The following is a 22898-nucleotide window of genomic DNA, read 5'->3' as shown; positions in this document are numbered from 1 at the left end:
AGTTCCCTTTGACAGCAACGGGGCGGTTCTATATGATGCGCGCCTTATGCAAAAAGTAAAAATGCCCATTACTATAGATCCGGTTAAAGCAGCGCAAAAACGCTCTGACTATGAAGGCAATACGCCATTAGTAGATTTAACCCGATTAACTGAAAGCCTGCTTAACCCGCAGGGCGATGTGGCGGTTCGAATAGAATGCAGTACTGATCAGCAAGGCCTAACCGTAATACAGGGTAGCGCCGCTTGCGAAGTCAGTGTAACCTGCGAACGTTGTGGCGAAGCCATTAACATGTCGCTGGACTGCAATTTTGCATACACTCCTGTAAAAGCGGGAGATAACGCAGCTTTGGAATTAATTCCTGAGCGTTACGACGTGATCGATAAAGATGAACACGGCGAAATAAATTTACGGCAGTTAGTGGAAGATGAGCTGATTTTGGCATTACCATTATTTCCGATGCATGACGAAGCGGTTTGCGCCGTTAGTGCGGCATTGATGAGTTTTGGTGATATTGGTCCCGAACCAGAAAAACCCAATCCTTTTGCTATACTGGCAGAATTAAAGAAAAAGTGAGTTTAGGAGATATACCATGGCTGTTCAGCAAAACAAAAAATCACGTGCCCGCCGCGACATGCGTCGTTCACACGATGCATTAACTGGCCCAACGCTGTCAGTTGATTCTACTACTGGTGAAACGCATCGTCGTCACCACATTACTGCCGATGGTTACTACAAAGGCCGTAAAGTTAAGTAAGTTTGGATGCACTCAGTGCAGCCCACTAAGCTGACACTTGCACTAGACATGATGGGGGGCGATCACGGCCCCCATACTACTATTCCTGCGGCACTCGCTGCGGTATGTGAATTTCCTGAGTTACACCTTATCTTGTGTGGCGATGAAGCTATTTTGACCGAGCAATTAAAATTGCACGGTGTATTTCCGCATCCACAACTTACTTTGCATCCTAGTACCCAAGTTGTAACCATGGCTGATAAGCCAGCTGTTGCCCTGCGCTCTAAGCGTAACTCGTCGATGCGGGTTGCACTAGATTTGGTCGAAAAGGGTGAGGTACAAGCCTGTGTTAGTGCCGGCAATACCGGCGCACTGATTGCGATGGCACATTATGTACTGAAAATGCTTAATGGTATTGACCGCCCTGCGCTTATCAGTACCTTGCCATCATTAGACAGCACACCCGTTTATATGCTCGATTTAGGCGCTACAGTAAACTCTGACGCTGACACCTTATTTCAGTTCGCGGTAATGGGTGCAGTAATGGCAGAAGAGGTTATTGGGATCAGTAAACCCAAGGTGGCGTTACTGAATATGGGCGAAGAAGAAATTAAAGGTTCAGATCAGATTAAACGCGCATCTATGCTGTTATCTGAATGCAACGACATTAATTACATTGGTTACATTGAAGGTAATGATATTTTCAGTGGTAAAGCTGATGTAGTGGTTTGTGATGGCTTTGTTGGTAATGTCGCGCTTAAAACCTGTGAAGGTGTTGCCAAACTCATTTTACGCCGCTTTGAAACCAGTATCAAAGATCGTGTAACTGCGCAATTATTCGGCTGGATGATTAAACCTTTTATAAAAAGCCTTTATCAGGGGGTGAACCCCGACCACTATAACGGGGCAAGTCTGATAGGATTGCGCGGAATTGTAGTGAAAAGTCATGGAAATGCGACTAAAGATGCATTTCTAAGTGCCATCCGGCAAGCGGTACGTGAGGTTGAACGTCAAGTGCCTGCTAAAATTAAAGACCGGTTGGAACACGTATTAATTGATAAAGCGTAGGTTCGCATGTATTCACGCATTATAGGTACCGGGAGTTACTTCCCGTCACAGATCCGCAGTAACGCGGATTTGGAAACAATGGTAGAAACTACCGACGAATGGATTATCGAACGTACCGGCATTAGAGAGCGCAGGCTTATTGGTGAGAACGAAACCGTTGCCACTATGGGCGCGCAAGCTGCACTAAAAGCCATTGAAGCAGCCGGTATTGATAAAAACAGCATCGATATGATTATTTGTGCAACCACGAGTGGTTCGCGCGCATTACCTAGCTCGGCCTGTGAAATTCAACGTGAGCTAGAAATACCTGCTATTCCCGCCTTTGATATTGCTGCGGCTTGTGCCGGCTTTTGTTACGGTTTAAGTATTGCCGATCAGTATATTAAAACCGGTATGGCCAAGCGTATTTTAGTTATTGGTTCAGATTGTTTGTCGCGTTTAATTTCGCCAGAAGATCGCAGCATGGTTATTTTATTCGGCGATGCTGCTGGTGCGGTATTGCTTGAAGCCTCAGAGCAACCTGGCATTTTATCTACCCATATTCACGCTGATGGTAAGTATTCTGAATTACTGTACGTTGATAATCCTATTCGTGGTAACGAGCAATCGGTACATGAATCTTGGGGTTCGATGAAAGGTAACGACGTATTTAAAGTAGCCGTAACTAAACTTTCTGAAGCTGTTGAGCAAACGTTAGCGGCGAATAATATGCAAAAATCAGAAATTGACTGGTTAGTACCGCATCAGGCTAACTTACGTATTATTGCTGCAGTTGCGCGTAAACTGGATATGTCGATGGATCAGGTAGTTATTAACCTAGACCGTTACGGCAATACCTCGGCAGCTACTGTGCCTACCGCATTAGATGAAGCCATTCGTGATGGTCGCATTAAACGCGGACAAACCTTACTACTTGAAGCTTTCGGTGGTGGTTTTGCATGGGCATCAGCGTTAGTGCGTTATTAAACGCCAATACCAACAATACAATTTTCAGGATCTAAAATGACAACAAAATTGGCGATTGTTTTTCCAGGTCAAGGTTCGCAAAGCTTAGGTATGTTGGCCGATTTACACCAGCAATATGATGTAGTAAAGCATACCTTTACTGAAGCATCTGCAGCCTTAGGTTATGATTTATGGGCACTAGTTGCTAATGGTCCTGAGGCTGATTTAAACGAAACGCACCGCACCCAACCCGCGCTATTAACTGCATCGGTTGCAGTGTGGCGGTTATGGCAGCAGCAAAATGGCACCACGCCAGTATACTTTGCGGGTCACTCTTTAGGAGAGTACTCAGCATTAGTGTGTGCAGGTGTGTTATCACTGGCAGATGCGGTTAAGTTAGTTGAAAAGCGCGGTAACTACATGCAGCAAGCCGTACCTGCGGGTGTCGGGGCTATGTCGGCTATTATTGGTTTAGACGATGCTGCTATTGCCAAAGCCTGTGCTGACGCGGCGCAAGGCGAAGTAGTATCGCCGGTTAATTTTAATTCGCCAGGCCAAGTGGTGATTGCTGGTAATAAAGCGGCTGTTGAGCGCGCTGGTGAACTATGTAAAGCGGCCGGCGCTAAACGTGCACTGCCATTACCGGTAAGTGTGCCGTCACATTGCGCATTAATGCGCCCAGCTGCCGAGCAATTGGCCATTGATTTAGCTGCGCTTAATTTTAGCGACGCGGCAATACCTGTGATTAATAACGTTGATGTTGCCATCGCTACCGATGCGGCCGCAGTTAAAGATGCGTTAGTACGCCAGTTATACAGCCCAGTGCGTTGGACAGAAACCATTGAATGGTTAGCGGCACAAGGTGTAACACAGGTAATAGAATTAGGTGCGGGTAAGGTATTAAGTGGTCTGATTAAACGTATCAATAAAGAACTAATTACAGCTTCGGTTAGCGATAGCGCAGCACTACAAGCAGCGTTAGCTAATGAATAAGGGTTAAAAATGACAAATTTTATTTCATTAGAAGGCAAGGTAGCACTGGTCACTGGCGCTAGCCGTGGTATAGGCCGCGCGATTGCCGAGCAGTTAGCGGCGCTAGGAGCGCAAGTCGTTGGTACGGCAACTTCAGAAAAAGGCGCGGCGGCTATTAGTAGTTATTTAGGTGATAAAGGCTGTGGCTTAGTGTTAAACGTTGGCGATACAGCGTCAATTGAACAATGCTTAGAGCAAATAAAAAACCAGTTTGGTGATATCGATATTTTAGTTAATAATGCCGGTATTACGCGCGATAATTTACTAATGCGCATGAAAGATGATGAATGGTTTGACATAATACAAACCAATTTGACATCAGTTTATCGTTTAAGCAAAGCGGTAATGCGTAGCATGATGAAAAAACGTTTTGGTCGTATCATTAATATTGGTTCGGTAGTGGGCTCTATGGGCAACGCAGGCCAAACCAATTATGCGGCAGCTAAAGCCGGGGTGCTGGGTTTTACTAAATCATTAGCCCGTGAAGTTGCATCGCGCGGAATTACCGTAAATGCTATTGCTCCAGGTTTTATTGATACTGACATGACTAAAGAGCTGTCTGAAGAACAAAAAGAAAGTATCTTTGGCCAAGTACCAGCAAACCGATTAGGTAAGCCAGAAGAAATTGCTGCAACAGCTGCGTTTTTAGCGTCTAATCAGGCGGCTTACATTACTGGTGAAACGATTCACGTAAACGGCGGGATGTATATGGTGTAAGTATTGGGAATATAAGCAGGTTTGACCAGCAAAAAATGCTGTTTTGTTTACTTGCAACCCATAAAACTTACGCATAAACTAGCGCCACACAAAATTGCACGAATTGTTGCGATTTATATGAGAAAAAGGAAAAAAAGATGAGCAACATCGAAGAACGCGTAAAGAAAATTATTATCGAACAACTGGGTGTTAAAGAAGACGAAGTGAAGCACGAAGCGTCATTCGTTGAAGATTTAGGTGCCGATTCATTAGATACCGTTGAATTAGTAATGGCGCTTGAAGAAGAATTCGATACTGAGATTCCTGACGAAGAAGCTGAAAAAATTACGACTGTTCAGTCTGCTATTGATTATATCAAAGCACACGCAGAGTAAGCGAACAGCTTGCAGAACGGGTAGCCTGGCTACCCGTTTTTGTTTATAAAAGAAAATTTCCATGGCGGAGGATTTTGTGGCAAAACGTCGTGTGGTAGTTACCGGTTTAGGCATGTTAACGCCGCTGGGTAATGATGTCGCCTCAAGCTGGAAAGGCTTACAGCAGGGTAAAAGTGGTATATCGCTGATCGATCATTTCGATACTAGTGCCTATACTACCAAGTTTGCTGGTTTGGTAAGAAATTTTGATGTGGAGCCGTATTTTTCGACAAAAGACGCGAAAAAAATGGATCTCTTTATTCAGTATGGTGTCGCTGCTGGTATTCAGGCATTTCGTGACTCGGGCATTGAAATAACTGAGCAAAATGCGCCACGTATTGGTGCTGCTATAGGCTCTGGTATTGGTGGTTTAGGCTTAATTGAAGAAAACCACACTAAATTAATGGCAAGTGGCCCGAAGCGGTTATCACCGTTTTTTGTGCCATCAACCATTATCAATATGATTGCTGGTCAGTTATCAATAATGTTGGGTTTGCAAGGCCCTAATATCAGTATTGTAACCGCCTGTACTACAGGTGTGCATAATATTGGCCATGCTGCACGTATGATTAGCTACGGCGATGCCGACGTTATGATTGCCGGTGGTGCTGAAAAAGCCTCTACGCCTTTAGGCATGGGTGGTTTTGGTGCAGCGCGGGCGCTGTCGACACGTAACGATTCACCACAGCAAGCGAGTCGGCCGTGGGATAAAGACCGAGATGGTTTTGTGCTAGGCGACGGCGCGGGTGTAATGGTAGTTGAAGAATACGAGCACGCTAAAGCACGTGGCGCTAAAATTTATGCCGAGCTAGTTGGTTTTGGTATGAGTGGCGACGCTTACCATATGACATCGCCACCAGAAAACGGTGCTGGTGCAGCCGCTGCTATGCGTAATGCATTAAACGATGCGCAAATTAACCCTGAGCAAGTTGCTTATATTAATGCTCATGGTACTTCTACTCCGGCGGGTGATATTGCTGAAACGATGGCGATTAAATCGGTATTTGCCAACAACATTGATAAAGTGATGGTCAGTTCGTCTAAATCAATGATTGGTCATTTACTGGGTGCGGCGGGTTCGGTTGAATCCATCATTACCGTATTGTCGTTACAAGATAAAGTGGTTACGCCAACCATTAATCTGGACAACCCCGATGTCGGTTGTGATTTGGATTATGTGCCTCTTGAATCACGTCAAGTTACGATGGATTATGCATTGTGTAATTCATTTGGCTTTGGTGGTACTAACGGTTCTATCTTGTTCAAGCGCGTATAATCTGCTGTATTGATTAACAAAGGCTGCCTAGTGCGGCCTTTGTTTTATCTGCATTTTAAGGCATACTGCGGCTGTTTCTACTTATCTGGTAACAGGTGTGCAAGCGGCTATACATACTCAAGATCGCAGCTTTAATTACGGTGATGGCCTTTTTACTACTATGCAAGTGCGTGGTGGTAAAATTCAATTATGGCCGTTACATCTGCAACGTTTGCAACTAGGTGCGACCACATTAGGTTTTGGCGATATTGACTGGTTTGCATTGCAACGCCAAGCTGAAGCTGCAGTGACCTTAACGCAACAGGTTATAAAAATATTGATTTCGCGTGGCGAAGGCGGGCGAGGTTATGCTTGCCAAGACGTAAGCCAACCACGTATTTATATTAGCAGCAGTGCTATGCCTGATTATACTATGGCACAGCGGCTGGGTGTGCAGTTAAGCACCGCGAGGTTACAACTTGGTATTCAGCCATTGCTGGCGGGTTTAAAACATAATAATCGTTTAGAGCAAGTATTATTAAAGCAAGAGTTAGCCCAAACGGACGCTGATGATCTTTTAGTACTAGATCAGCAAGGTTTTATTACCGAAGCTACCGCCGCAAATGTATTTTTCTATCGCTCGGGTAACTGGTATACACCTGAACTGACACGAGCCGGTGTTAACGGCGTAATGCGCCAGCATATTATGCAGCAACACCGTAAACAGCTGTTAGATATAGCCGAAGTTAGCTGGCGGCTAAATGAACTAGCAAACGTAGAGGCAATGTTTATCTGCAATGCACTTATGGGTATAGTTCCGGTTAAAAGTATTAATAATCAAGAACTGACACTATTGCCAGTGCAGCAATTACAACAGAAATTGAACGCGTAGCCATTTAAACCCTAGACATTAAAACCGCAGGTAATATGCTAAAGTCGCTGAAAATTATTATTCTATTTCTACTGCTATGCGCAGCGGGCTATTACGCTGTAGTGCGCTATGTGCAGCAGATCAGCCTTGCTTTGCCTGAGCGTATTTATACTGTGCCCTCAGGCAGTTCTGCCGCGCAGTTATGTCAGCGTTGGCAGCAACAACAGCTGCTAAGTACAGCAGAATGTTTGTCATTAAAGTTATATCTTAAACTACACCCAGCAGAGGCTGCGGTGCAGCAGGGCGTGTTTCGTCTTGATAATCAGCATACCTTATTACAGGTACTAGCTTTATTTCGTAGTGGTAAAGAAGCGCAGTTTTCGTTAACGCTAATTGATGGCGAAACCTTGCAACAAAGCTTAGAGCGAATACAACGAGCCCCTTATTTACAGCAAGATATACGTTCCGCGGCCGAGGTATTACAGCTATTGCAATGGCCAGCCGAGTGGGGTGAAAAGCCGGTCAATAGTGAAGCACTGCTTTACCCTGATACGTATTACTACACGGCTAATAGCAAAGTAAGTGCGTTGGTTATGCGTGCACAGCGCGCCTTACTAATAGAGCTAGAACAGGCATGGCAGCAGCGCCAAGATAACTTGCCGCTACAAAACCGATATCAGCTATTAATACTGGCCTCTATTATTGAGAAGGAAAGTAGCTATCCGCCAGAAAAAACCTTAGTAGCATCGGTTTTTATAAATCGGTTACGCAAAAATATGCGTTTGCAAACGGATCCTACAGTAATTTACGGTTTAGATAATTTTAACGGTAATATTACTCGAGCCGATTTAAGCAACCCACACCCGTATAATACCTATCGTCACCATGGTTTACCGCCAGGACCGATAAGTTTGGTTGGTCGTGCATCGTTACAAGCGGTAGCAAAGCCCGCGGAAACAGAGTTGTTTTATTTTGTCAGTAAAGGCGATGGTACTCATCAGTTTTCTTCCACATTAGAGCAGCATAATCGTGCAGTAAAAAAATATATTTTGGGAGCAAAATTATGAGCCATAAAGGCAAGTTTATTGTTGTTGAAGGCCTTGAAGGCGCAGGAAAGAGTACGGCTATCGCCTATGTTAAACAGTATTTGCAGCAATTAGGGCATGACGTTGTTTGCACCCGTGAGCCCGGCGGTACGCCGTTAGCTGAAAGTTTACGTAACTTAATTAAACAAGTACAAACGACAGAAATTATTGCCCCCCAAACCGAGCTATTACTAATGTATGCCGCGCGCATGCAATTACTGCTAAATGTGATTAATCCTGCACTTGCACAAGGTAAATGGGTATTAGCTGACCGACACGATCTGTCGTCTCGTGCATATCAAGGTGGTGGTCGGCAACTTGACGAGCCGTTTATTAATCAACTGCGTCAAGCTGTGCTGGGAGATTTAACGCCTGATTTAACCTTGTATTTAGATATTGATCCTGCAATTGGTTTAGAGCGCGCTCGGGTGCGCGGTGAACTGGATCGTATTGAATTAGAGCAACTGGCATTTTTTCAACGCATCCGCGAAAAATACTTACACATTGCCCATACGGAGCCCAATATTGCCATCATTGATGCTAACCAAACGATAGAGCAAGTACAGCAAAGTATTGCTAAAGCACTTACTCCGGCAGTGGGTTAATTTATGCCACCTTGGTTAGTATCTTATCAGCAACAATTTAGTCAGCTACTAAACACTAATCAGTTAGCGCATGGCATTTTACTTACTGGTCCAGAAGGTATCGGTAAACACCTATTAGCCAACTGGCTGGCGGCATCTTTACTTTGTACTGCCCAAACCAAGCCTTGTGGTATATGCAAAAGTTGTTTATTACGTGAAGCGGGCAACCATTCTGACTTACTTATTGTCGACAGCTCTGGCACAAGCATAGGTGTTGATGCGGTGCGTCAGCTTAGTCAGTTTATGCAAGGTAGGGCGCAGCAGCAGCAAAATAAGGTAGTATTATTAGCTGACGCTAGCAAGTTAACCGAAGCTGCCGCTAACGCGTTACTAAAAACCTTAGAAGAGCCACCGCAAAATAGTTTTTTACTGTTGTTTAGCACCAGTGGTAGCACCTTGCCGGCAACCTTGCTTAGCCGCTGCCAACAATGGGTAATAGCTGCACAGTATGGCGACGATATTCAGCGCTGGTTAGCGCAACATAGTAATCGCGCGGTGCCTGATTTCTTATTAGCTTACGCTGCAGGTGGGCCGCTAAAAGCCTTAAGTTTATTAGAGTCTGGTGAAGCGGATCAGTTACACGTGACTATTAATAGTTTGACGAAGTTTTTTAGCCAGCAAATAGTATTAGCCGATTGCGTAAAACAGCTAGAGGCAATTAGCGGATTAAGCCAGATTATCGGTTGGCTACTTCGCCAACAATTATTGCCTAGTTTAATTGGCCATAATCCGCAACGTGTTCTAGCAATACATCAGTTGTATAGCCGCTGGTGTCGTGACGAAATACAAATTTTAGGGCAGAATAAGCAGCTTGCTTTAAGTGCGTTTTTAATTGAGTTAAAACGACTGCAAGGTTAAGTGGAGTATTTATGGAAGAGCTAACAATAGGCTTCAATGATTTAAAAGATTTATACCGCAGCTATATGCCATTTTTAAAAACAGGCGGTTTGTTTGTTCGTACGCCAAGACAATATAAAATGGGCCAGTCGCTGGCGTTGAGCGTTACCTTACCTGATTCATTAGAGCCGATTGCCGTATCGGGTAAAGTAGCTTGGATCACGCCACATGGTTCGCAAAGCTCTAACCCTGCAGGTATCGGCGTTAGCTTTATTGATGATAAGTCGCAATTAGGTGCGCAGATAGAGAAGCTACTTGGCGGAATGCTAAATTCGGCTGATCCGACCCACACTATTTAAGCTGAGAGTATTATTTTGTTTGTAGATTCACATTGCCATCTTGATCGGCTAGAGCTTGATAAACTAGGGTTAACCCTTGAGCAAGTTGTCGATAATGCAAAGGCTGAACAAATTCAGCACATGTTATGTGTGTGCGTAAGCTTATCCGAATTTGAGCAAATGGCCCAAAGCGTTGCTCCATTTACTAATGTGTCTATATCTTGTGGCGAGCACCCGTTGCACCAGCATGACAAGGTAGACCCAGAACAGTTGTTACAGCAGTGTCAGCGAGATACTGTGGTTGCTGTGGGTGAAACAGGGCTAGATTATTTTTACTCACCAGAGTCTAAACTTAGCCAACAGGCTGCTTTCGTTAGCCATATTGACGTAGCTAATCAGCTCGCTAAGCCGTTAATTATTCATACCCGCGATGCTAGAGCCGATACCTTGGCATTAATGCGTAGCCATAATGCGGATAAAGCCAGTGGTGTTTTACACTGTTTTACTGAAAACTGGGATATGGCTAAAGCTGCACTTGATCTGGGTTTTTATATTTCAATTTCAGGCATTATGACGTTTCGTAATGCCACCGAGCTGCGCGATGTAGTTAAACGTTTACCGCTTGATCGTCTGCTAATAGAAACAGATGCACCTTATCTAACGCCAGTGCCGTTTCGTGGTAAAACTAACCAACCGGCTTATGTTAGCGCAGTAGCAAAGGCTGTTGCTGAGGTTAAAGGCGTAAGTCTAGACAGCCTAGCAAAAGCCACGACGGATAATTTTTATACGTTATTTAACTTAGTAAAACGAGTAGCCTAACGTTATAGGCCTAGATAAAAGTAGCCCGGAACTAATTTGCATTGTTCCGGGCCTAGGGGAATGGCTCATAGGGAATGAGCCGTGCGCTATCGTTACTACTACAAATGTTTTCAAGGTAAGATCCAGTCTAGTAAAGCAAAAAAAAATTGCTTACTAACGGTGATACTTAGATACCATTGAACTGATACGTTTTTTTAAATTTGCACCCAGCTTATCCTCAACTTATCCCCAGCTTGTTACGTGAAACCTGCTGTATTATTGAGTTGTCCCGACTTTAGTGCGCTAACATTTGTTGCGTCTTTTATTCGTTAAATGTATTGCTTCACTATTTTTAATGCTTATTTATTCTAAATTAAATCTGGTTTTATAAATTCAATTGTAAAGACAGCCAATACCAGCTCATATTTTTTGTAAAGCTGGATTCACATTTTTCCGTTGATTGTCGACAATATATACCTTGGTTTACTTGACTAAGCAGTTAAAAGCCTTTAAAACTATCGCATCTTTATTTTGTGTCGACAATTTATGACGGTACCGCATCCTTCATTACGTTCTCCTATTACTGCCGCTGATCGCGTGTTGCTAGAAGTGCAGCGCGCAATTGTTGAAGGTGAAATCGCTGCGGGTAGCAAAATTAGTGAGCCGGAGCTGGCAAAACGTTTTGATCTTAGCCGTGCGCCACTGCGTGAGGCTTTAGCGCGCTTAGAGCGCTGCCATCTTATTGAGCGTATTCCTAATGCCGGCGCTCGCGTAGTCAAATTGTCGACAAAAGGTTTGCTATCATTATATCAGTTACGCGAAACCCTTGAGGGTATGGCGTGCCGTTTGGCCGCAGAGCACATGGCTGATAGCGAAATAGCCGAATTGCGCCAATTACTCGATCAGCACTTAAGTACGCAGCGTGTGCGCGAAGGCGAAAGCTATTATCAAGAAGCGGGCGATCTGGATTTTCATTACCGCATTATCTTGGGCAGCAAAAATGACTACCTTATTAATATCCTGTGTGATGAGCTGTATTATTTAGTGCGTATGTATCGCGTGCAGCTAGGTATGAATGGGCCTCGGGTATCACGGGCTTTTGATGAACATAAAGCTATTCTTAATGCCATTGCTAACCGTGATGGTGAACTTGCCGAATTATTAATGCGCCGCCATATAGCAGCGTCGCGGTTAAATATTGAAAAACAACTAGAACAAATGAGGACTTAACATGAGCACACTTACTGCCGGCCAAAAATTTCGCGCGGCTATTAAGGCGAATACACCGCTGCAAATTGTTGGCACAATTAACGCGTACACCGCTATGATGGCCGAGCGTACTGGCCATCAGGCACTTTATCTGTCGGGTGCTGGTGTGGCGAATGCCTCTTTTGGTTTGCCTGATTTAGGTATGACATCGTTAAATGATGTTTGTGAAGATATTCGTCGTATTACCGCCGCCACTAGCGTGCCGTTATTGGTAGATGCTGATACTGGTTGGGGTGGAGCATTTAATATTGCTCGTACGGTAAAAGAAATGACACGTGCCGGAGCGGCAGGATTTCATATTGAAGATCAGGTAGCGCAAAAGCGCTGTGGTCACCGGCCAAATAAAGAAATTGTGTCGTTAGACGAGATGGTTGATCGGGTAAAAGCCAGTGTTGATGCGCGTACCGACGAAAGCTTTTTTATTATGGCGCGTACCGATGCGTTAGCACAACAAGGCGTTGATGCAGCAATAGAGCGCGCTTTAGCCTGTGAAGCTGCCGGTGCTGATGCAATATTTGCTGAAGCTGTGCATACGCTAGAGCAATATCAAGCCTTTACCAAAGCATTAAAGGTGCCGGTATTGGCAAACATTACTGAGTTTGGCCAAACACCACTGTTTAATAAGGCCGAATTAGGTAGCGTGGGTGTGGCGATGGTGTTGTACCCATTAAGTGCGTTTAGAGCAATGAATAAAGCGGCGCTTAATGTGTATCAATCTATTTTAGCCAATGGCGATCAAAAAGCCGTGATTGACAATATGCAAACACGGACTGAACTGTATGACTTTTTAAATTATCACAGTTTTGAAGAAAAGCTGGATCAGCTGTTTAGCAGCAAAACTAAATAAGCATTCTAAAGATAATAAGGACAAGATAATGGCAAATGCAAAACAGTTAACCGGCGCAGGTTTGCGTGGTCAGGTTGCAGGTAAAACAGCACTTTCAACTGTTGGTAAAACCGGTTCAGGTTTAACCTATCGTGGTTATGATGTTAAAGATTTAGCGGCGCACTGTGAGTTTGAAGAAGTTGCGCACTTAGTGTTAAAAGGCGAGCTGCCAAACATCGCAGAATTAGCGGCCTATAAAGCCAAGTTAAAAAGTTTGCGTAGCTTACCTCAAGCTTTAAAAGACGTATTAGAGCGTATTCCGGCTTCAGCGCACCCAATGGACGTTATGCGCACCGGTTGTTCTATGTTAGGTAATTTAGAAACTGAACAGAGTTTTGCGCAGCAGCAAGATGCTAGTGATCGCTTATTAGCTATTTTTCCAGGTTTAGTAAACTACTGGTATAACTTTAGCCACCACGGCAAACGTATTGACGTTGAAACGGCGGCAGAGTCTATTGCAGAACAGTTTTTATGGACATTACATGGTGAAAAGCCACAGGCGCTGCACACCGAAGTCATGCAAGCCTCACTTATTTTATATGCTGAGCATGAGTTTAATGCCTCAACCTTTACCGCGCGCGTTTGTGCTTCAACTCTAAGTGATATGCACTCGTGCATTACCGGTGCTATTGGTTCGCTACGTGGCCCATTACATGGTGGCGCTAACGAAGCGGCGATGGAACTGATTGAGAAAATGACCAGCGCTGATGATGCCGAGCAAAAGCTGTTAGGTATGCTTGAGCGTAAAGAAAAAATCATGGGCTTTGGCCATGCGGTGTATTCAGAGTCAGACCCACGTAACGCGGTAATTAAGCAGTGGTCAGAAAAGCTGGCCCAAGCCAATGGCGATACACTGTTATATGACGTATCAGTGCGCTGTGAAGCGGTAATGTGGCGTGAGAAAAAACTGTTCTGTAATGCCGACTTCTTCCACGCATCGGCTTATAACTACATGGGTATTCCTACTAAGTTGTTTACACCAATTTTTGTTTGTAGTCGTTTAACGGGTTGGGCAGCACACGTAATGGAGCAACGCGCTGACAACCGTATTATACGGCCAAGTGCTGACTATGTTGGTGTTGAACCACGTAGTGTTAAGCCGATTGCCCAGCGTTAAGTTGTGCCTTATTTAGCGTGGTATTTAGTTGCACCCATTTATGCTCGCCACAGCAACTCGTCCTTATGCCTTCGGCAGGACTCAGACACTCTGTGGCTGTGCTAAACGGGGGCAACTTCACTGTTAAACGAATAGCTTAACGAGATAAAGCCAAATCGGTTTGAACTAAGCCAACCCTTGTAGCCCTGGACGGGCGAAAAGGAGCCCCCAGGGATGGGTTTACGGCGTGTTGGTGTGGTCAAACCGATTTGAGCGTAACGCTTAACGTGAGAATTACTCATACACAGGTAACCATTATGAACAGCCAGTACCGTAAACCCTTACCGGGCACTAAATTAGATTATTTTGATACCCAAGCCGCGGTTGACGCCATTGAACCGGGCGCCTACGCCAAATTACCTTATACCTCACGTGTGCATGCCGAAAACTTAGTGCGCCGCTGTGATCCTGCTATGTTAACTGATGCACTAAAACAGTTAATTTACCGCAAGCGCGATCTCGATTTTCCTTGGTTTCCAGCCCGTGTAGTGTGTCATGATATTTTAGGCCAAACCGCATTAGTTGACTTAGCAGGCCTGCGCGATGCCATTGCTGAAAAGGGCGGTGATCCGTCAAAAGTAAACCCAGTAGTACCAACGCAGCTAATTGTTGACCACTCGTTAGCAGTAGAGCATGCCGGCTTTGAAGCCGACGCGTTTGAGAAAAATCGTGCGATAGAAGACCGCCGTAACGACGACCGTTTCCACTTTATTAACTGGACTAAAAAAGCCTTTAAAAACGTTGAAGTTATCCCGCCAGGTAACGGCATTATGCATCAAATTAACTTAGAGCGTATGTCACCGGTAATTCATTCGCTTAACGGCGTGGCGTTTCCAGATACTTTAGTAGGTACCGACAGCCATACGCCGCATGTTGATGCGTTAGGTGTTATTGCCATTGGTGTGGGTGGCCTAGAAGCAGAAAGCGTTATGCTAGGCCGCGCCAGCTGGATGCGCCTGCCCGATATTATTGGTGTTGAGCTTACCGGTAAAGCACAAGAAGGCATTATGGCCACCGACATAGTGCTTGCGCTAACTGAATTCTTACGCCAGCAAAAAGTGGTATCAAGTTACTTAGAGTTTTATGGTGCAGGCGCAGATAGCCTAAGTTTAGGTGACAGAGCAACTATCTCCAATATGACACCAGAATATGGTGCAACTGCAGCTATGTTTGCCATTGACCAGCAAACGCTGGATTATTTAACCTTAACTGGCCGCGACGCTGAGCAAGTTAAGCTAGTAGAAACCTACGCTAAAGTGGCAGGCCTGTGGGCAGAAAGCCTAAAAACAGCAGAGTACGAGCGAGTACTTAAGTTTGATTTATCAAGCGTTGGCCGCACTATGGCAGGCCCGTCTAACCCGCATGCGCGTTTAGCAACTAGCGATTTAACCGCTAAAGGTATTGCCGGTAAGTATATAATTGAAGACGGCAAAATGCCCGATGGTGCCGTTATTATTGCCGCTATTACTAGCTGCACTAATACCAGTAACCCGCGTAACGTTATTGCTGCCGGCTTGTTAGCGCGTAACGCCAATGCGAAAGGTTTAACCCGTAAAAGTTGGGTGAAAAGCTCGTTAGCGCCGGGCTCTAAAACCGTAGAGCTGTATTTAAACGACGCTAAGTTATTAACTGAGCTAGAACAGTTAGGCTTTGGTATTGTTGGTTTTGCTTGTACCACTTGTAACGGTATGAGCGGTGCGTTAGACCCTATTATTCAACAAGAAGTGGTTGAACGTGACTTGTATGCAACTGCCGTATTGTCGGGTAACCGCAACTTCGATGGTCGTATTCACCCGTATGCTAAGCAAGCGTTTTTAGCCTCACCAGCACTGGTAGTGGCGTATGCTATTGCCGGTACTATTCGCTTTGATATTGAAAAAGATGCCTTAGGCTTTAACCCAGATGGTAGCGCTATTACCTTAAAAGATATTTGGCCAACCGATGCTGAAATTGATGCGGTAGTAAAAGCCAGTGTTAAACCCGAGCAGTTCCGTAAAGTGTACGAGCCAATGTTTGACTTAGCGGTAGATTACGGTGAGCAAATTAGCCCACTGTATGACTGGCGGCCACAAAGCACTTATATTCGTCGCCCACCTTATTGGGAAGGCGCGTTAGCAGGTGAGCGCACGTTAACAGGTATGCGTCCGCTTGCTGTATTGGGTGACAACATTACCACCGACCACTTGTCGCCATCAAACGCGATAATGCTAGACAGTGCGGCGGGTGAATACTTGCATAAAATGGGGCTGCCAGAAGAAGATTTTAACTCTTATGCCACGCACCGCGGTGATCACCTAACCGCACAGCGCGCTACCTTTGCCAACCCTAAACTAATTAACGAAATGGCCGTAGTAGATGGCAAAGTTAAGCAAGGTTCATTAGCGCGTATTGAACCCGAGGGTAAGGTTACCCGCATGTGGGAAGCCATTGAAACCTATATGCAGCGCAAACAGCCGTTAATCATTGTTGCAGGTGCCGATTATGGCCAAGGTTCATCGCGTGACTGGGCTGCTAAAGGCGTACGTTTAGCCGGTGTAGAAGCTATTGCGGCAGAAGGTTTTGAGCGTATTCATCGTACTAACTTAATTGGTATGGGAGTGTTGCCGTTAGAGTTTGCACCAGGTACCACACGCACTACGCTGCAGTTAGACGGTACTGAAACCTATGACGTAATAGGCGATTGCACACCACGTTCAACGGTTACCTTGGTTATTCATCGTACTAATGGCGAAACACTAAAGGTGCCAGTAACCTGCCGTTTAGACACCGCAGAAGAGGTGTCAATTTACGAAGCTGGTGGTGTGTTACAGCGTTTTGCGCAGGACTTTTTACAGGGTGCGGTTTAAGTGAGTCGGTTTTATTGTTGATTCAGGCTTAAGTTTAAGTTTTGGCTTTGGTTTAAGGCTTACATTTAGGTTTTGGCTTAAGGCTTAAGGCTTAGATTTAGGCTTTGGTTGCAACGCTCTGAACTGCTTGTCACAGCAACTCGTCCATGCCTACGGCAGGACTCAGACACTCTGTGACAACATTTCAGAGGTTCCAACCAAAGCTATATGCATCAGCGATGTGCAAAGTAGAGCCGATGTCCTGTTTTGTCGGCGCAGAGTGTTTGAGTGAACGCGCTAGCGTGAGCGAGTTGCTGCGACGAGCTAAATAGGACATCGGCTCGAACCTCTGCCTCAAACCACCTGTAAAGATAAATAAAATATAAACGATAACCGAGACTAATAGTTATGAGTGTTCCGCAAATTAAAATTCCTGCCACCTATATGCGCGGCGGCACCAGTAAAGGTGTATTTTTTAAATTAGATGACTTACCGGCCACAGCGCAACACGCTGGTGCAGCACGAGATAATTTATTACTGCGCGTTATTGGCAGCCCAGACCCATACGGTAAGCACACAGACGGCATGGGTGGCGCTACATCTAGTACCAGTAAAACCGTTATTTTAAGTAAAAGCAGCCAAGCTGAACACGATGTAGATTATCTGTTTGGCCAAGTAGCAATTGATAAAGCCTTTATTGATTGGAGCGGTAACTGCGGTAATTTAACCGCTGCGGTTGGCTCTTTCGCGATAAGTAACGGCTTAGTTGCGGCTGAACGCATTCCAAACAATGGCTTATGTACCGTGCGTATTTGGCAGGCCAACATAAAAAAAACCATTATTGCCCATGTGCCTATTACTAATGGTGAAGTACAAGAAACGGGTGACTTTGAGTTAGACGGCGTTACTTTTGCTGCAGCTGAAGTACAAATTGAGTTTCTCGATCCTGCAGCCGATGAAGGTGAGGGCGGTGGTGCCATGTTTCCTACCGGTAACCTAGTTGATGATTTAGAGGTACCAGGTATAGGCACCTTTAAAGCGACGTTAATCAATGCCGGTATTCCGACTATTTTTATTAATGCCGACGCTATTGGTTATACCGGCACAGAATTACAAGATGCCATTAACGGCGATGCTAAAGCCTTAGCTATGTTTGAAACTATTCGTGCTTACGGCGCAGTAAAAATGGGCTTAATTAGTGATATTTCTGAAGCAGCAGCTCGCCAGCATACGCCTAAAGTGGCCTTTGTTGCACCAGCAAAAGACTATGTATCGTCTAGTGGTAAAACAGTAGACATAGCCGACATCGACTTACTAGTGCGCGCCTTATCTATGGGCAAACTGCATCATGCCATGATGGGCACGGCTGCAGTTGCTATAGGTACTGCAGCGGCTATTCCGGGTACTTTAGTTAATTTGGCGGCTGGCGGCATTGAACGCCAAGCGGTGCGGTTTGGCCACCCATCGGGCACCTTACGGGTTGGTGCAGAAGCTAAGTTGATTGATGGTAACTGGGCGGTTACTAAAGCTATTATGAGCCGCAGCGCCAGAGTATTAATGGAAGGTTGGGTACGCGTGCCAGGCGATTGTTTTTGATCTAATTCCCTGAATAACAAAGGTGCTATTGCACCTTTATTTATTATCAGCTTCGGTAATATTACTCTGTAACGTTTAAGTATTCTAAATAGCGTGCTTTATCTAAAGTTTTAGGAAGGGCATTCCACAGCTGTTCTGATAGCTGCGGATAACGTTGATAAAAACTGTTACTCAACATTAAATAGCCAAAACTTTGGTGTATCGGCGGATACATTAGCTGCACAGGTAATAAATTAAGGTAGCGCTCTTTGGCATTTATACCATTAAGTTGGCACAACACCGTTGTTGCATCCACTCGCCCAGACACCACTAAATCTAACGCCTTTTGTACAGAATGCACGCCAATTAATGAGGCGTTGTTAGGCATGCTAATAGCTCGATAGCCTAATGCTCTGGCAACAGTAATGTGCTCGGTTTCATTGTTTATCTTGTTTTCTATTGGGTTGTCAAAGCGATGCGCTAAACACAAACCCAACTGGTTAAATGCTTTATTGGTATCCGGTTCACCGTTAGCTAGTTTAGGGTACACCGTATAATGCAGGCGCTCTGTTTCAACAGACGCAATTAACGCATCTATGCTGTTATCTTCTAACCCTTGCAAACAGCGTAACCAGGGTAAACGGACTAATTGCAAATTAACGCCTGTAGCCGTTGCAGCCGCGCGCAGATGCTCTATAGATGCGCCCGGCAATTCAGGGACATTGCTACTATTGCCTGCGTAATAAGGCAATAGTTGTTTGTCTTCATAGCAAAAGGTTAGTGTCGCATCACTGCTAGAGATGGCAGCTACTGGCTTTGGTGTTTTAGCGTAGGCAGCCGGAGTTAATACTGCCAATACAGTTAATAGTATTGGCAAGTAACGGCCTATATATGTGTTGTGAACGTCGGGCATAACTAATGTACTACTCCGGTAACGCATTATTATACTAATTAATAGCTAAACACTTTTGCTACGCCACGCGAGCGTGGATCTGCGGCAGCTTCAACTTTACCCTCAGTTATTTTTATTGCCTGAATATCGCCAAGGTTCCAGCTTTGGGTTTTAATGTTATAGCCTTTTGCTGTTAGTGCTTGTTGCACTTCAGTTGTTAACTGCGCGTAAGGCTCCATGGTTATTTGATCTTTAGGCAATAACTGGTGATGAAACCGCGGTGCGGCAACGGCATCGGTTAATGACATTTTATAATCATACACGTTATTTATAACCTGAAAAATAGAAGTGAAAATAGTAGAGCCGCCCGGGGTGCCTATTACCAATTCCACTTTATTATCTTTAACTAATAAGCTCGGTGCCATTGACGACAACATGCGTTTACCTGGCTCTATAGCATTAGCGCTGCTGCCCACCACACCAAAGGCATTTGGCACACCGGCTTTAGCTGAGAAATCGTCCATTTCATTATTCAGTAAAAAGCCGGCACCGGTGACTACTACGCCACTACCAAAATCAAGGTTAAGAGTATAAGTGTTAGATACCGCGTTACCGTGTTTATCTAAGATCGAAAAATGCGTGGTATGGTAGCCTTCAAGCCCGGGCTTTACATCAGCAGTTACTGATATCGCTTTACTATTAATTTCGCTGGCGCGTTTGTCTAAGTATGCCGCATCAAGTAATTGGTTTTGTGGCACGGTGGTAAAGTCAGGGTCGCCTAAGTAATCGGCACGGTCAGCAAACACGCGTTTTTCAATTTCAGCAATTAAATGTACATACTGGGTGCTATTAAGCGGCACGTCTTTAAAATCAGCATCGCGACGCTGCTTTAAGCCAAGTAACTGGCTAAGTGCAATGCCACCAGAGCTTGGCGGAGCTGGTGTAACCAACTGAAAATCGTGCCAAGCAGTTACTACTGGTTCACGCCACACTGCTTTATATGCCGCTAGGTCTTGCATAGTAATTAGGCCATTATTACGCTGAACTTGTGCGACCAATAGCTTTGCAGTTTCGCCTTGATAAAAATCGCTGGGCCCATGTTTGGCAATTCGGCTTAGCGTGGCAGCTAACTCGGTTTGCACAAAGTTTTCATTAGCGCGCATTTTGCTAAAATAGTCGGCAAAGTTGGTTTTACCGGCAAATTGCTCTAATACATCAGCGCGGTATTGATATTGATTTTCTGCAACGGTAAAACCAGCTTGTGCATACTGAATTGCCGGTTTTACTACCTCGGCCCAAGGTAGGCAGCCAAAGCGCTGGTGTGCTTGCCACAACCCCATAACAGTGCCGGGTACGCCGCTAGCTTTAGCTCCGATTAAACTTAAATCATCAATCACTTGTTTATCTTTATCTAAGTACATATCGCGATGCGCCGCGGCAGGCGCAGTTTCACGATAATCTAGGTAATAAGGTTTGCCTTCAAACCAAATGGTCATAAAGCCACCGCCACCAATGTTGCCCGCCTCAGGGTAGGTAACGGCTAAGGTAAAGGCGGTGGCTACGGCCGCATCAATAGCATTACCACCGCTACGCAGGATATTTTCTGCAACGATAGCGCCGTATTGATCCGGCGACGCTACCGCACCAGCGAGCTGAGTTTTATTCGGCTCAGCAAGGCTATAAAAACTGCTAAATATCAGGCATAAAATTATTAGTGTGCGGCAGATCATTGCGTGCTCCTGTGCATTGCGAGGGTTACTGTAAAAATGGCCGGCTTTAATAGCAAGAAAAAACTGAAATGCTACATAGTGGTTTCATAACGATCTTACACCTAGCCCAGCAATGCTCGGCCGGCGATACTCAGTGTTGCCAGCATGCCAATAGCCCAAACGAGTGAGCGTATCGTGGCTAGATCTAACCAGTAACACAATAAATAAGCGATGCGGCTAGCTATAAATAACCAGGCTAATATCACGGTGATGCTATCTACGGCATTTAAACCGACAGCGGTAAATACAGCACATGCATAAATTAGCAAGGCTTCAAAACTATTGTAGTGCGCGGCATTTGCGCGCTGGCCAAAGCCCTGCAATGCCGCCTGCTGTGCACGCGGGTTATGGTTATCATACCCACCAGATTTTTTCATCGCTGCCGCTAAGGGAGCCTTTGCCAGATAGGGCAGTAACATGGCAATAAATAGGGTTAATAATAAGGTTGTAATCATCGTTGCTCCGTTGCTGCTAAGCTAAAATTAGGTTCGTTAAACACTAGCATAAAGCTGGTGATACATATGTTCGGCGTAACCGTCAGTCATGCCAGAAATATAGTCACAGATCACGCGGGTTTTTAATTGCTCATCAGCCTGCAGCCATCGCTGTTGTGTGTTTGCTGGTAGCAACCGGGATGGATCTGAAACAAAGGCATCAAATAATGCCATCAACATATTTTGGCTGCGAAAACGTGATTGTTGGATCTCCGGCTTTGATATTACGCAACGATAAACCACCCGTTTTAAACATTGCAAAATGGCCTGCGGAGCGACGTCTAAGCTAGCGTTATACCGGATCAGTACTTGTTCGGCTTGGGGTAAAGCTTCAGTAAGTGCTACGGAGCTAATAAGTAGGTTTACTAGCGAGCCGATTGCATCTTTACGTAAATGATGTTGGTCACTAAACAAGTTGGCACTAATGCTTTGCATTAATTGTTGTAAATTAGCCGGCAGTGCCGCCCATTCTGACTCGGTGTGTTGCTGCCATTGGCTTTGGCTAATATTGCCCAAGACAATCGCATCTTCTAAGTCGTGCACACCATAAGCAATATCGTCGGCTAATTCCATAATTGAGGCATCAAGCGATTTATAGCAAGATTTAATGTAAGGCGATTGCGTTAAACTTTCACAGCTTTGAAATAGCGCACGATCTGATTTACTCAATGGCGCTAAAACCCAGTCTAAAATGTCGCTATCTGCAGCAAAAATGGCTTTAGCCGGTTTCCAAGGTGTTAAATTAAGAGGGTTTATCGGCGCTATCAGGTCATGGCTTAACTTAGGTTGTAATACAGGGTATTTCAACAAGCCCAATAAAGTACGACGGGTTAAGTCCATTCCATGATGTTCGGTGTAGGGCTCTAACTTGGCAACAATACGCAACGTTTGGCCGTTACCTTCAAACCCGCCGGCGTGCAGCATCTTATAATTAAGCGCCGTTTCACCACCATGACCAAAAGGTGGGTGGCCAATATCGTGCGCTAAACATAAGGCTTCCATAAGGCTGGCATCAGGCAAAAAGTATTGCTCGGCAATGCTTACTTTAGTTTGTAACTGGCTTACTAAAGCGGTACCTATTTGTGCTGCTTCTAATGAATGGGTTAGGCGGGTGCGATAAAAGTCGTTTTGGCCAATACCAAGAATTTGGGTTTTTGCTTGTAAGCGTCGAAAAGCGGCTGAATGTAAAATACGAGCGCGATCACGTTGCCATGGTGAGCGTTGATCACCAGGCCTGGAATTACTGATACCTGAGCGGCGCTCTGACCATTGTGAAAATGACATAGTGTTCCTTA

The 22898-nt window shown here is 45.0% G+C and carries 23 protein-coding genes; 19 read left to right on the top strand and 4 right to left on the bottom strand.

The features are described 5' to 3' along the window. Window positions 1-46: 46 nt before the first annotated feature. The 19 genes from yceD to prpF all read left to right on the top strand — a co-directional run bounded on the left by yceD (window position 47) and on the right by prpF (window position 18469). A complete protein-coding gene (yceD, locus tag E0Z06_RS08160; protein ID WP_132583591.1) occupies window positions 47-574 on the top strand; it encodes a 23S rRNA accumulation protein YceD in 528 nt (175 codons plus the stop codon). Between the two features lie 16 nt (window positions 575-590). Then, window positions 591-755: a 50S ribosomal protein L32 gene (rpmF, locus tag E0Z06_RS08155; protein ID WP_008223049.1), complete on the top strand. Its 165-nt coding sequence runs from the start codon at window positions 591-593 to the stop codon at window positions 753-755. A gap of 6 nt (window positions 756-761) precedes the next feature. Continuing rightward, window positions 762-1802, top strand: coding sequence for a phosphate acyltransferase PlsX (plsX, locus tag E0Z06_RS08150; protein WP_207903047.1), 1041 nt, complete (start codon window positions 762-764; stop codon window positions 1800-1802). Between the two features lie 6 nt (window positions 1803-1808). Beyond that, window positions 1809-2768 carry a beta-ketoacyl-ACP synthase III gene (locus tag E0Z06_RS08145; protein WP_132583589.1) on the top strand — a complete coding sequence of 320 codons (960 nt, stop codon included), beginning with the start codon at window positions 1809-1811 and terminating at the stop codon, window positions 2766-2768. A 36-nt stretch (window positions 2769-2804) separates the two neighbouring features. Further along, a complete protein-coding gene (fabD, locus tag E0Z06_RS08140; protein ID WP_132583587.1) occupies window positions 2805-3740 on the top strand; it encodes an ACP S-malonyltransferase in 936 nt (311 codons plus the stop codon). 9 nt (window positions 3741-3749) lie between these two features. After that, on the top strand, window positions 3750-4496 hold the full coding sequence (gene fabG / locus E0Z06_RS08135) for a 3-oxoacyl-ACP reductase FabG (protein ID WP_132583585.1): 747 nt from the start codon (window positions 3750-3752) through the stop codon (window positions 4494-4496). A gap of 137 nt (window positions 4497-4633) precedes the next feature. Beyond that, window positions 4634-4870: an acyl carrier protein gene (acpP, locus tag E0Z06_RS08130; protein WP_132583583.1), complete on the top strand. Its 237-nt coding sequence runs from the start codon at window positions 4634-4636 to the stop codon at window positions 4868-4870. Between the two features lie 76 nt (window positions 4871-4946). After that, window positions 4947-6185 carry a beta-ketoacyl-ACP synthase II gene (fabF, locus tag E0Z06_RS08125; protein WP_132583581.1) on the top strand — a complete coding sequence of 413 codons (1239 nt, stop codon included), beginning with the start codon at window positions 4947-4949 and terminating at the stop codon, window positions 6183-6185. Window positions 6186-6282: 97 nt separating this feature from the next. Then, a complete protein-coding gene (gene pabC, locus E0Z06_RS08120; protein ID WP_132583579.1) occupies window positions 6283-7056 on the top strand; it encodes an aminodeoxychorismate lyase in 774 nt (257 codons plus the stop codon). Between the two features lie 35 nt (window positions 7057-7091). After that, window positions 7092-8102 (top strand): endolytic transglycosylase MltG, encoded by a 1011-nt coding sequence (gene mltG / locus E0Z06_RS08115; protein ID WP_132583577.1) that lies wholly within the window; start codon window positions 7092-7094, stop codon window positions 8100-8102. Further along, the gene (gene tmk, locus E0Z06_RS08110) at window positions 8099-8725 is read left to right on the top strand and encodes a dTMP kinase (protein WP_132583575.1); all 627 of its coding nucleotides are present in this window, start codon (window positions 8099-8101) and stop codon (window positions 8723-8725) included. Before mltG ends, tmk begins: the two co-directional genes overlap by 4 nt. Window positions 8726-8728: 3 nt before the next feature. Beyond that, complete coding sequence (gene holB / locus E0Z06_RS08105) at window positions 8729-9622, top strand: DNA polymerase III subunit delta' (RefSeq protein WP_132583573.1); 894 nt, start codon at window positions 8729-8731, stop codon at window positions 9620-9622. An 11-nt stretch (window positions 9623-9633) separates the two neighbouring features. Continuing rightward, window positions 9634-9960 (top strand): PilZ domain-containing protein, encoded by a 327-nt coding sequence (locus E0Z06_RS08100; RefSeq protein ID WP_132583571.1) that lies wholly within the window; start codon window positions 9634-9636, stop codon window positions 9958-9960. 15 nt (window positions 9961-9975) lie between these two features. Beyond that, window positions 9976-10758 (top strand): TatD family hydrolase, encoded by a 783-nt coding sequence (locus E0Z06_RS08095; protein ID WP_132583569.1) that lies wholly within the window; start codon window positions 9976-9978, stop codon window positions 10756-10758. Between the two features lie 525 nt (window positions 10759-11283). Next, a complete protein-coding gene (locus E0Z06_RS08090; protein WP_132583567.1) occupies window positions 11284-11967 on the top strand; it encodes a GntR family transcriptional regulator in 684 nt (227 codons plus the stop codon). 1 nt (window position 11968) lies between these two features. After that, window positions 11969-12853 carry a methylisocitrate lyase gene (prpB, locus tag E0Z06_RS08085; RefSeq protein WP_132583565.1) on the top strand — a complete coding sequence of 295 codons (885 nt, stop codon included), beginning with the start codon at window positions 11969-11971 and terminating at the stop codon, window positions 12851-12853. Between the two features lie 28 nt (window positions 12854-12881). Then, window positions 12882-14009, top strand: coding sequence for a 2-methylcitrate synthase (gene prpC / locus E0Z06_RS08080; RefSeq protein WP_132583563.1), 1128 nt, complete (start codon window positions 12882-12884; stop codon window positions 14007-14009). Between the two features lie 296 nt (window positions 14010-14305). Beyond that, window positions 14306-16894 (top strand): Fe/S-dependent 2-methylisocitrate dehydratase AcnD, encoded by a 2589-nt coding sequence (gene acnD / locus E0Z06_RS08075; RefSeq protein WP_132583561.1) that lies wholly within the window; start codon window positions 14306-14308, stop codon window positions 16892-16894. 387 nt (window positions 16895-17281) lie between these two features. Then, window positions 17282-18469 carry a 2-methylaconitate cis-trans isomerase PrpF gene (gene prpF / locus E0Z06_RS08070; protein WP_132583559.1) on the top strand — a complete coding sequence of 396 codons (1188 nt, stop codon included), beginning with the start codon at window positions 17282-17284 and terminating at the stop codon, window positions 18467-18469. 61 nt (window positions 18470-18530) lie between these two features. Here the strand turns inward: prpF and E0Z06_RS08065 are convergent, their stop codons facing one another. The 4 genes from E0Z06_RS08065 to E0Z06_RS08050 form a co-directional block, all read right to left on the bottom strand. Further along, on the bottom strand, window positions 18531-19325 hold the full coding sequence (locus E0Z06_RS08065) for an amino acid ABC transporter (RefSeq protein ID WP_132583557.1): 795 nt from the start codon (window positions 19323-19325) through the stop codon (window positions 18531-18533). Between the two features lie 74 nt (window positions 19326-19399). Beyond that, window positions 19400-21070 (bottom strand): gamma-glutamyltransferase, encoded by a 1671-nt coding sequence (gene ggt, locus E0Z06_RS08060; protein ID WP_132583555.1) that lies wholly within the window; start codon window positions 21068-21070, stop codon window positions 19400-19402. A 101-nt stretch (window positions 21071-21171) separates the two neighbouring features. Further along, window positions 21172-21564 carry an MAPEG family protein gene (locus E0Z06_RS08055; protein WP_132583553.1) on the bottom strand — a complete coding sequence of 131 codons (393 nt, stop codon included), beginning with the start codon at window positions 21562-21564 and terminating at the stop codon, window positions 21172-21174. Between the two features lie 36 nt (window positions 21565-21600). Further along, window positions 21601-22887, bottom strand: coding sequence for an anti-phage deoxyguanosine triphosphatase (locus tag E0Z06_RS08050; RefSeq protein ID WP_132583551.1), 1287 nt, complete (start codon window positions 22885-22887; stop codon window positions 21601-21603). Between the last annotated feature and the right edge of the window lie 11 nt (window positions 22888-22898).

The sequence above is a fragment of the Rheinheimera sp. D18 genome (assembly GCF_004345025.1).
GTDB lineage: Bacteria > Pseudomonadota > Gammaproteobacteria > Enterobacterales > Alteromonadaceae > Alishewanella > Alishewanella metallidurans.
This window is presented reverse-complemented; position numbering and strand designations above follow the sequence as displayed.

Bases quoted from the DNA above. Each gene is read 5' to 3' on its own strand.
- acnD (WP_132583561.1), top strand. From the start codon at position 14,306: ATGAACAGCCAGTACCGTAAACCCTTACCGGGCACTAAATTAGATTAT.
- E0Z06_RS08145 (WP_132583589.1), top strand. From the start codon at position 1,809: ATGTATTCACGCATTATAGGTACCGGGAGTTACTTCCCGTCACAGATC.
- acpP (WP_132583583.1), top strand. From the start codon at position 4,634: ATGAGCAACATCGAAGAACGCGTAAAGAAAATTATTATCGAACAACTG.
- fabD (WP_132583587.1), top strand. From the start codon at position 2,805: ATGACAACAAAATTGGCGATTGTTTTTCCAGGTCAAGGTTCGCAAAGC.
- prpB (WP_132583565.1), top strand. From the start codon at position 11,969: ATGAGCACACTTACTGCCGGCCAAAAATTTCGCGCGGCTATTAAGGCG.
- plsX (WP_207903047.1), top strand. From the start codon at position 762: ATGCACTCAGTGCAGCCCACTAAGCTGACACTTGCACTAGACATGATG.
- yceD (WP_132583591.1), top strand. From the start codon at position 47: ATGCAAAAAGTAAAAATGCCCATTACTATAGATCCGGTTAAAGCAGCG.
- mltG (WP_132583577.1), top strand. From the start codon at position 7,092: ATGCTAAAGTCGCTGAAAATTATTATTCTATTTCTACTGCTATGCGCA.
- E0Z06_RS08100 (WP_132583571.1), top strand. From the start codon at position 9,634: ATGGAAGAGCTAACAATAGGCTTCAATGATTTAAAAGATTTATACCGC.
- tmk (WP_132583575.1), top strand. From the start codon at position 8,099: ATGAGCCATAAAGGCAAGTTTATTGTTGTTGAAGGCCTTGAAGGCGCA.
- fabG (WP_132583585.1), top strand. From the start codon at position 3,750: ATGACAAATTTTATTTCATTAGAAGGCAAGGTAGCACTGGTCACTGGC.
- prpC (WP_132583563.1), top strand. From the start codon at position 12,882: ATGGCAAATGCAAAACAGTTAACCGGCGCAGGTTTGCGTGGTCAGGTT.
- prpF (WP_132583559.1), top strand. From the start codon at position 17,282: ATGAGTGTTCCGCAAATTAAAATTCCTGCCACCTATATGCGCGGCGGC.
- rpmF (WP_008223049.1), top strand. From the start codon at position 591: ATGGCTGTTCAGCAAAACAAAAAATCACGTGCCCGCCGCGACATGCGT.
- ggt (WP_132583555.1), bottom strand. From the start codon at position 21,070: ATGATCTGCCGCACACTAATAATTTTATGCCTGATATTTAGCAGTTTT.
- E0Z06_RS08050 (WP_132583551.1), bottom strand. From the start codon at position 22,887: ATGTCATTTTCACAATGGTCAGAGCGCCGCTCAGGTATCAGTAATTCC.
- holB (WP_132583573.1), top strand. From the start codon at position 8,729: ATGCCACCTTGGTTAGTATCTTATCAGCAACAATTTAGTCAGCTACTA.
- E0Z06_RS08090 (WP_132583567.1), top strand. From the start codon at position 11,284: ATGACGGTACCGCATCCTTCATTACGTTCTCCTATTACTGCCGCTGAT.
- E0Z06_RS08055 (WP_132583553.1), bottom strand. From the start codon at position 21,564: ATGATTACAACCTTATTATTAACCCTATTTATTGCCATGTTACTGCCC.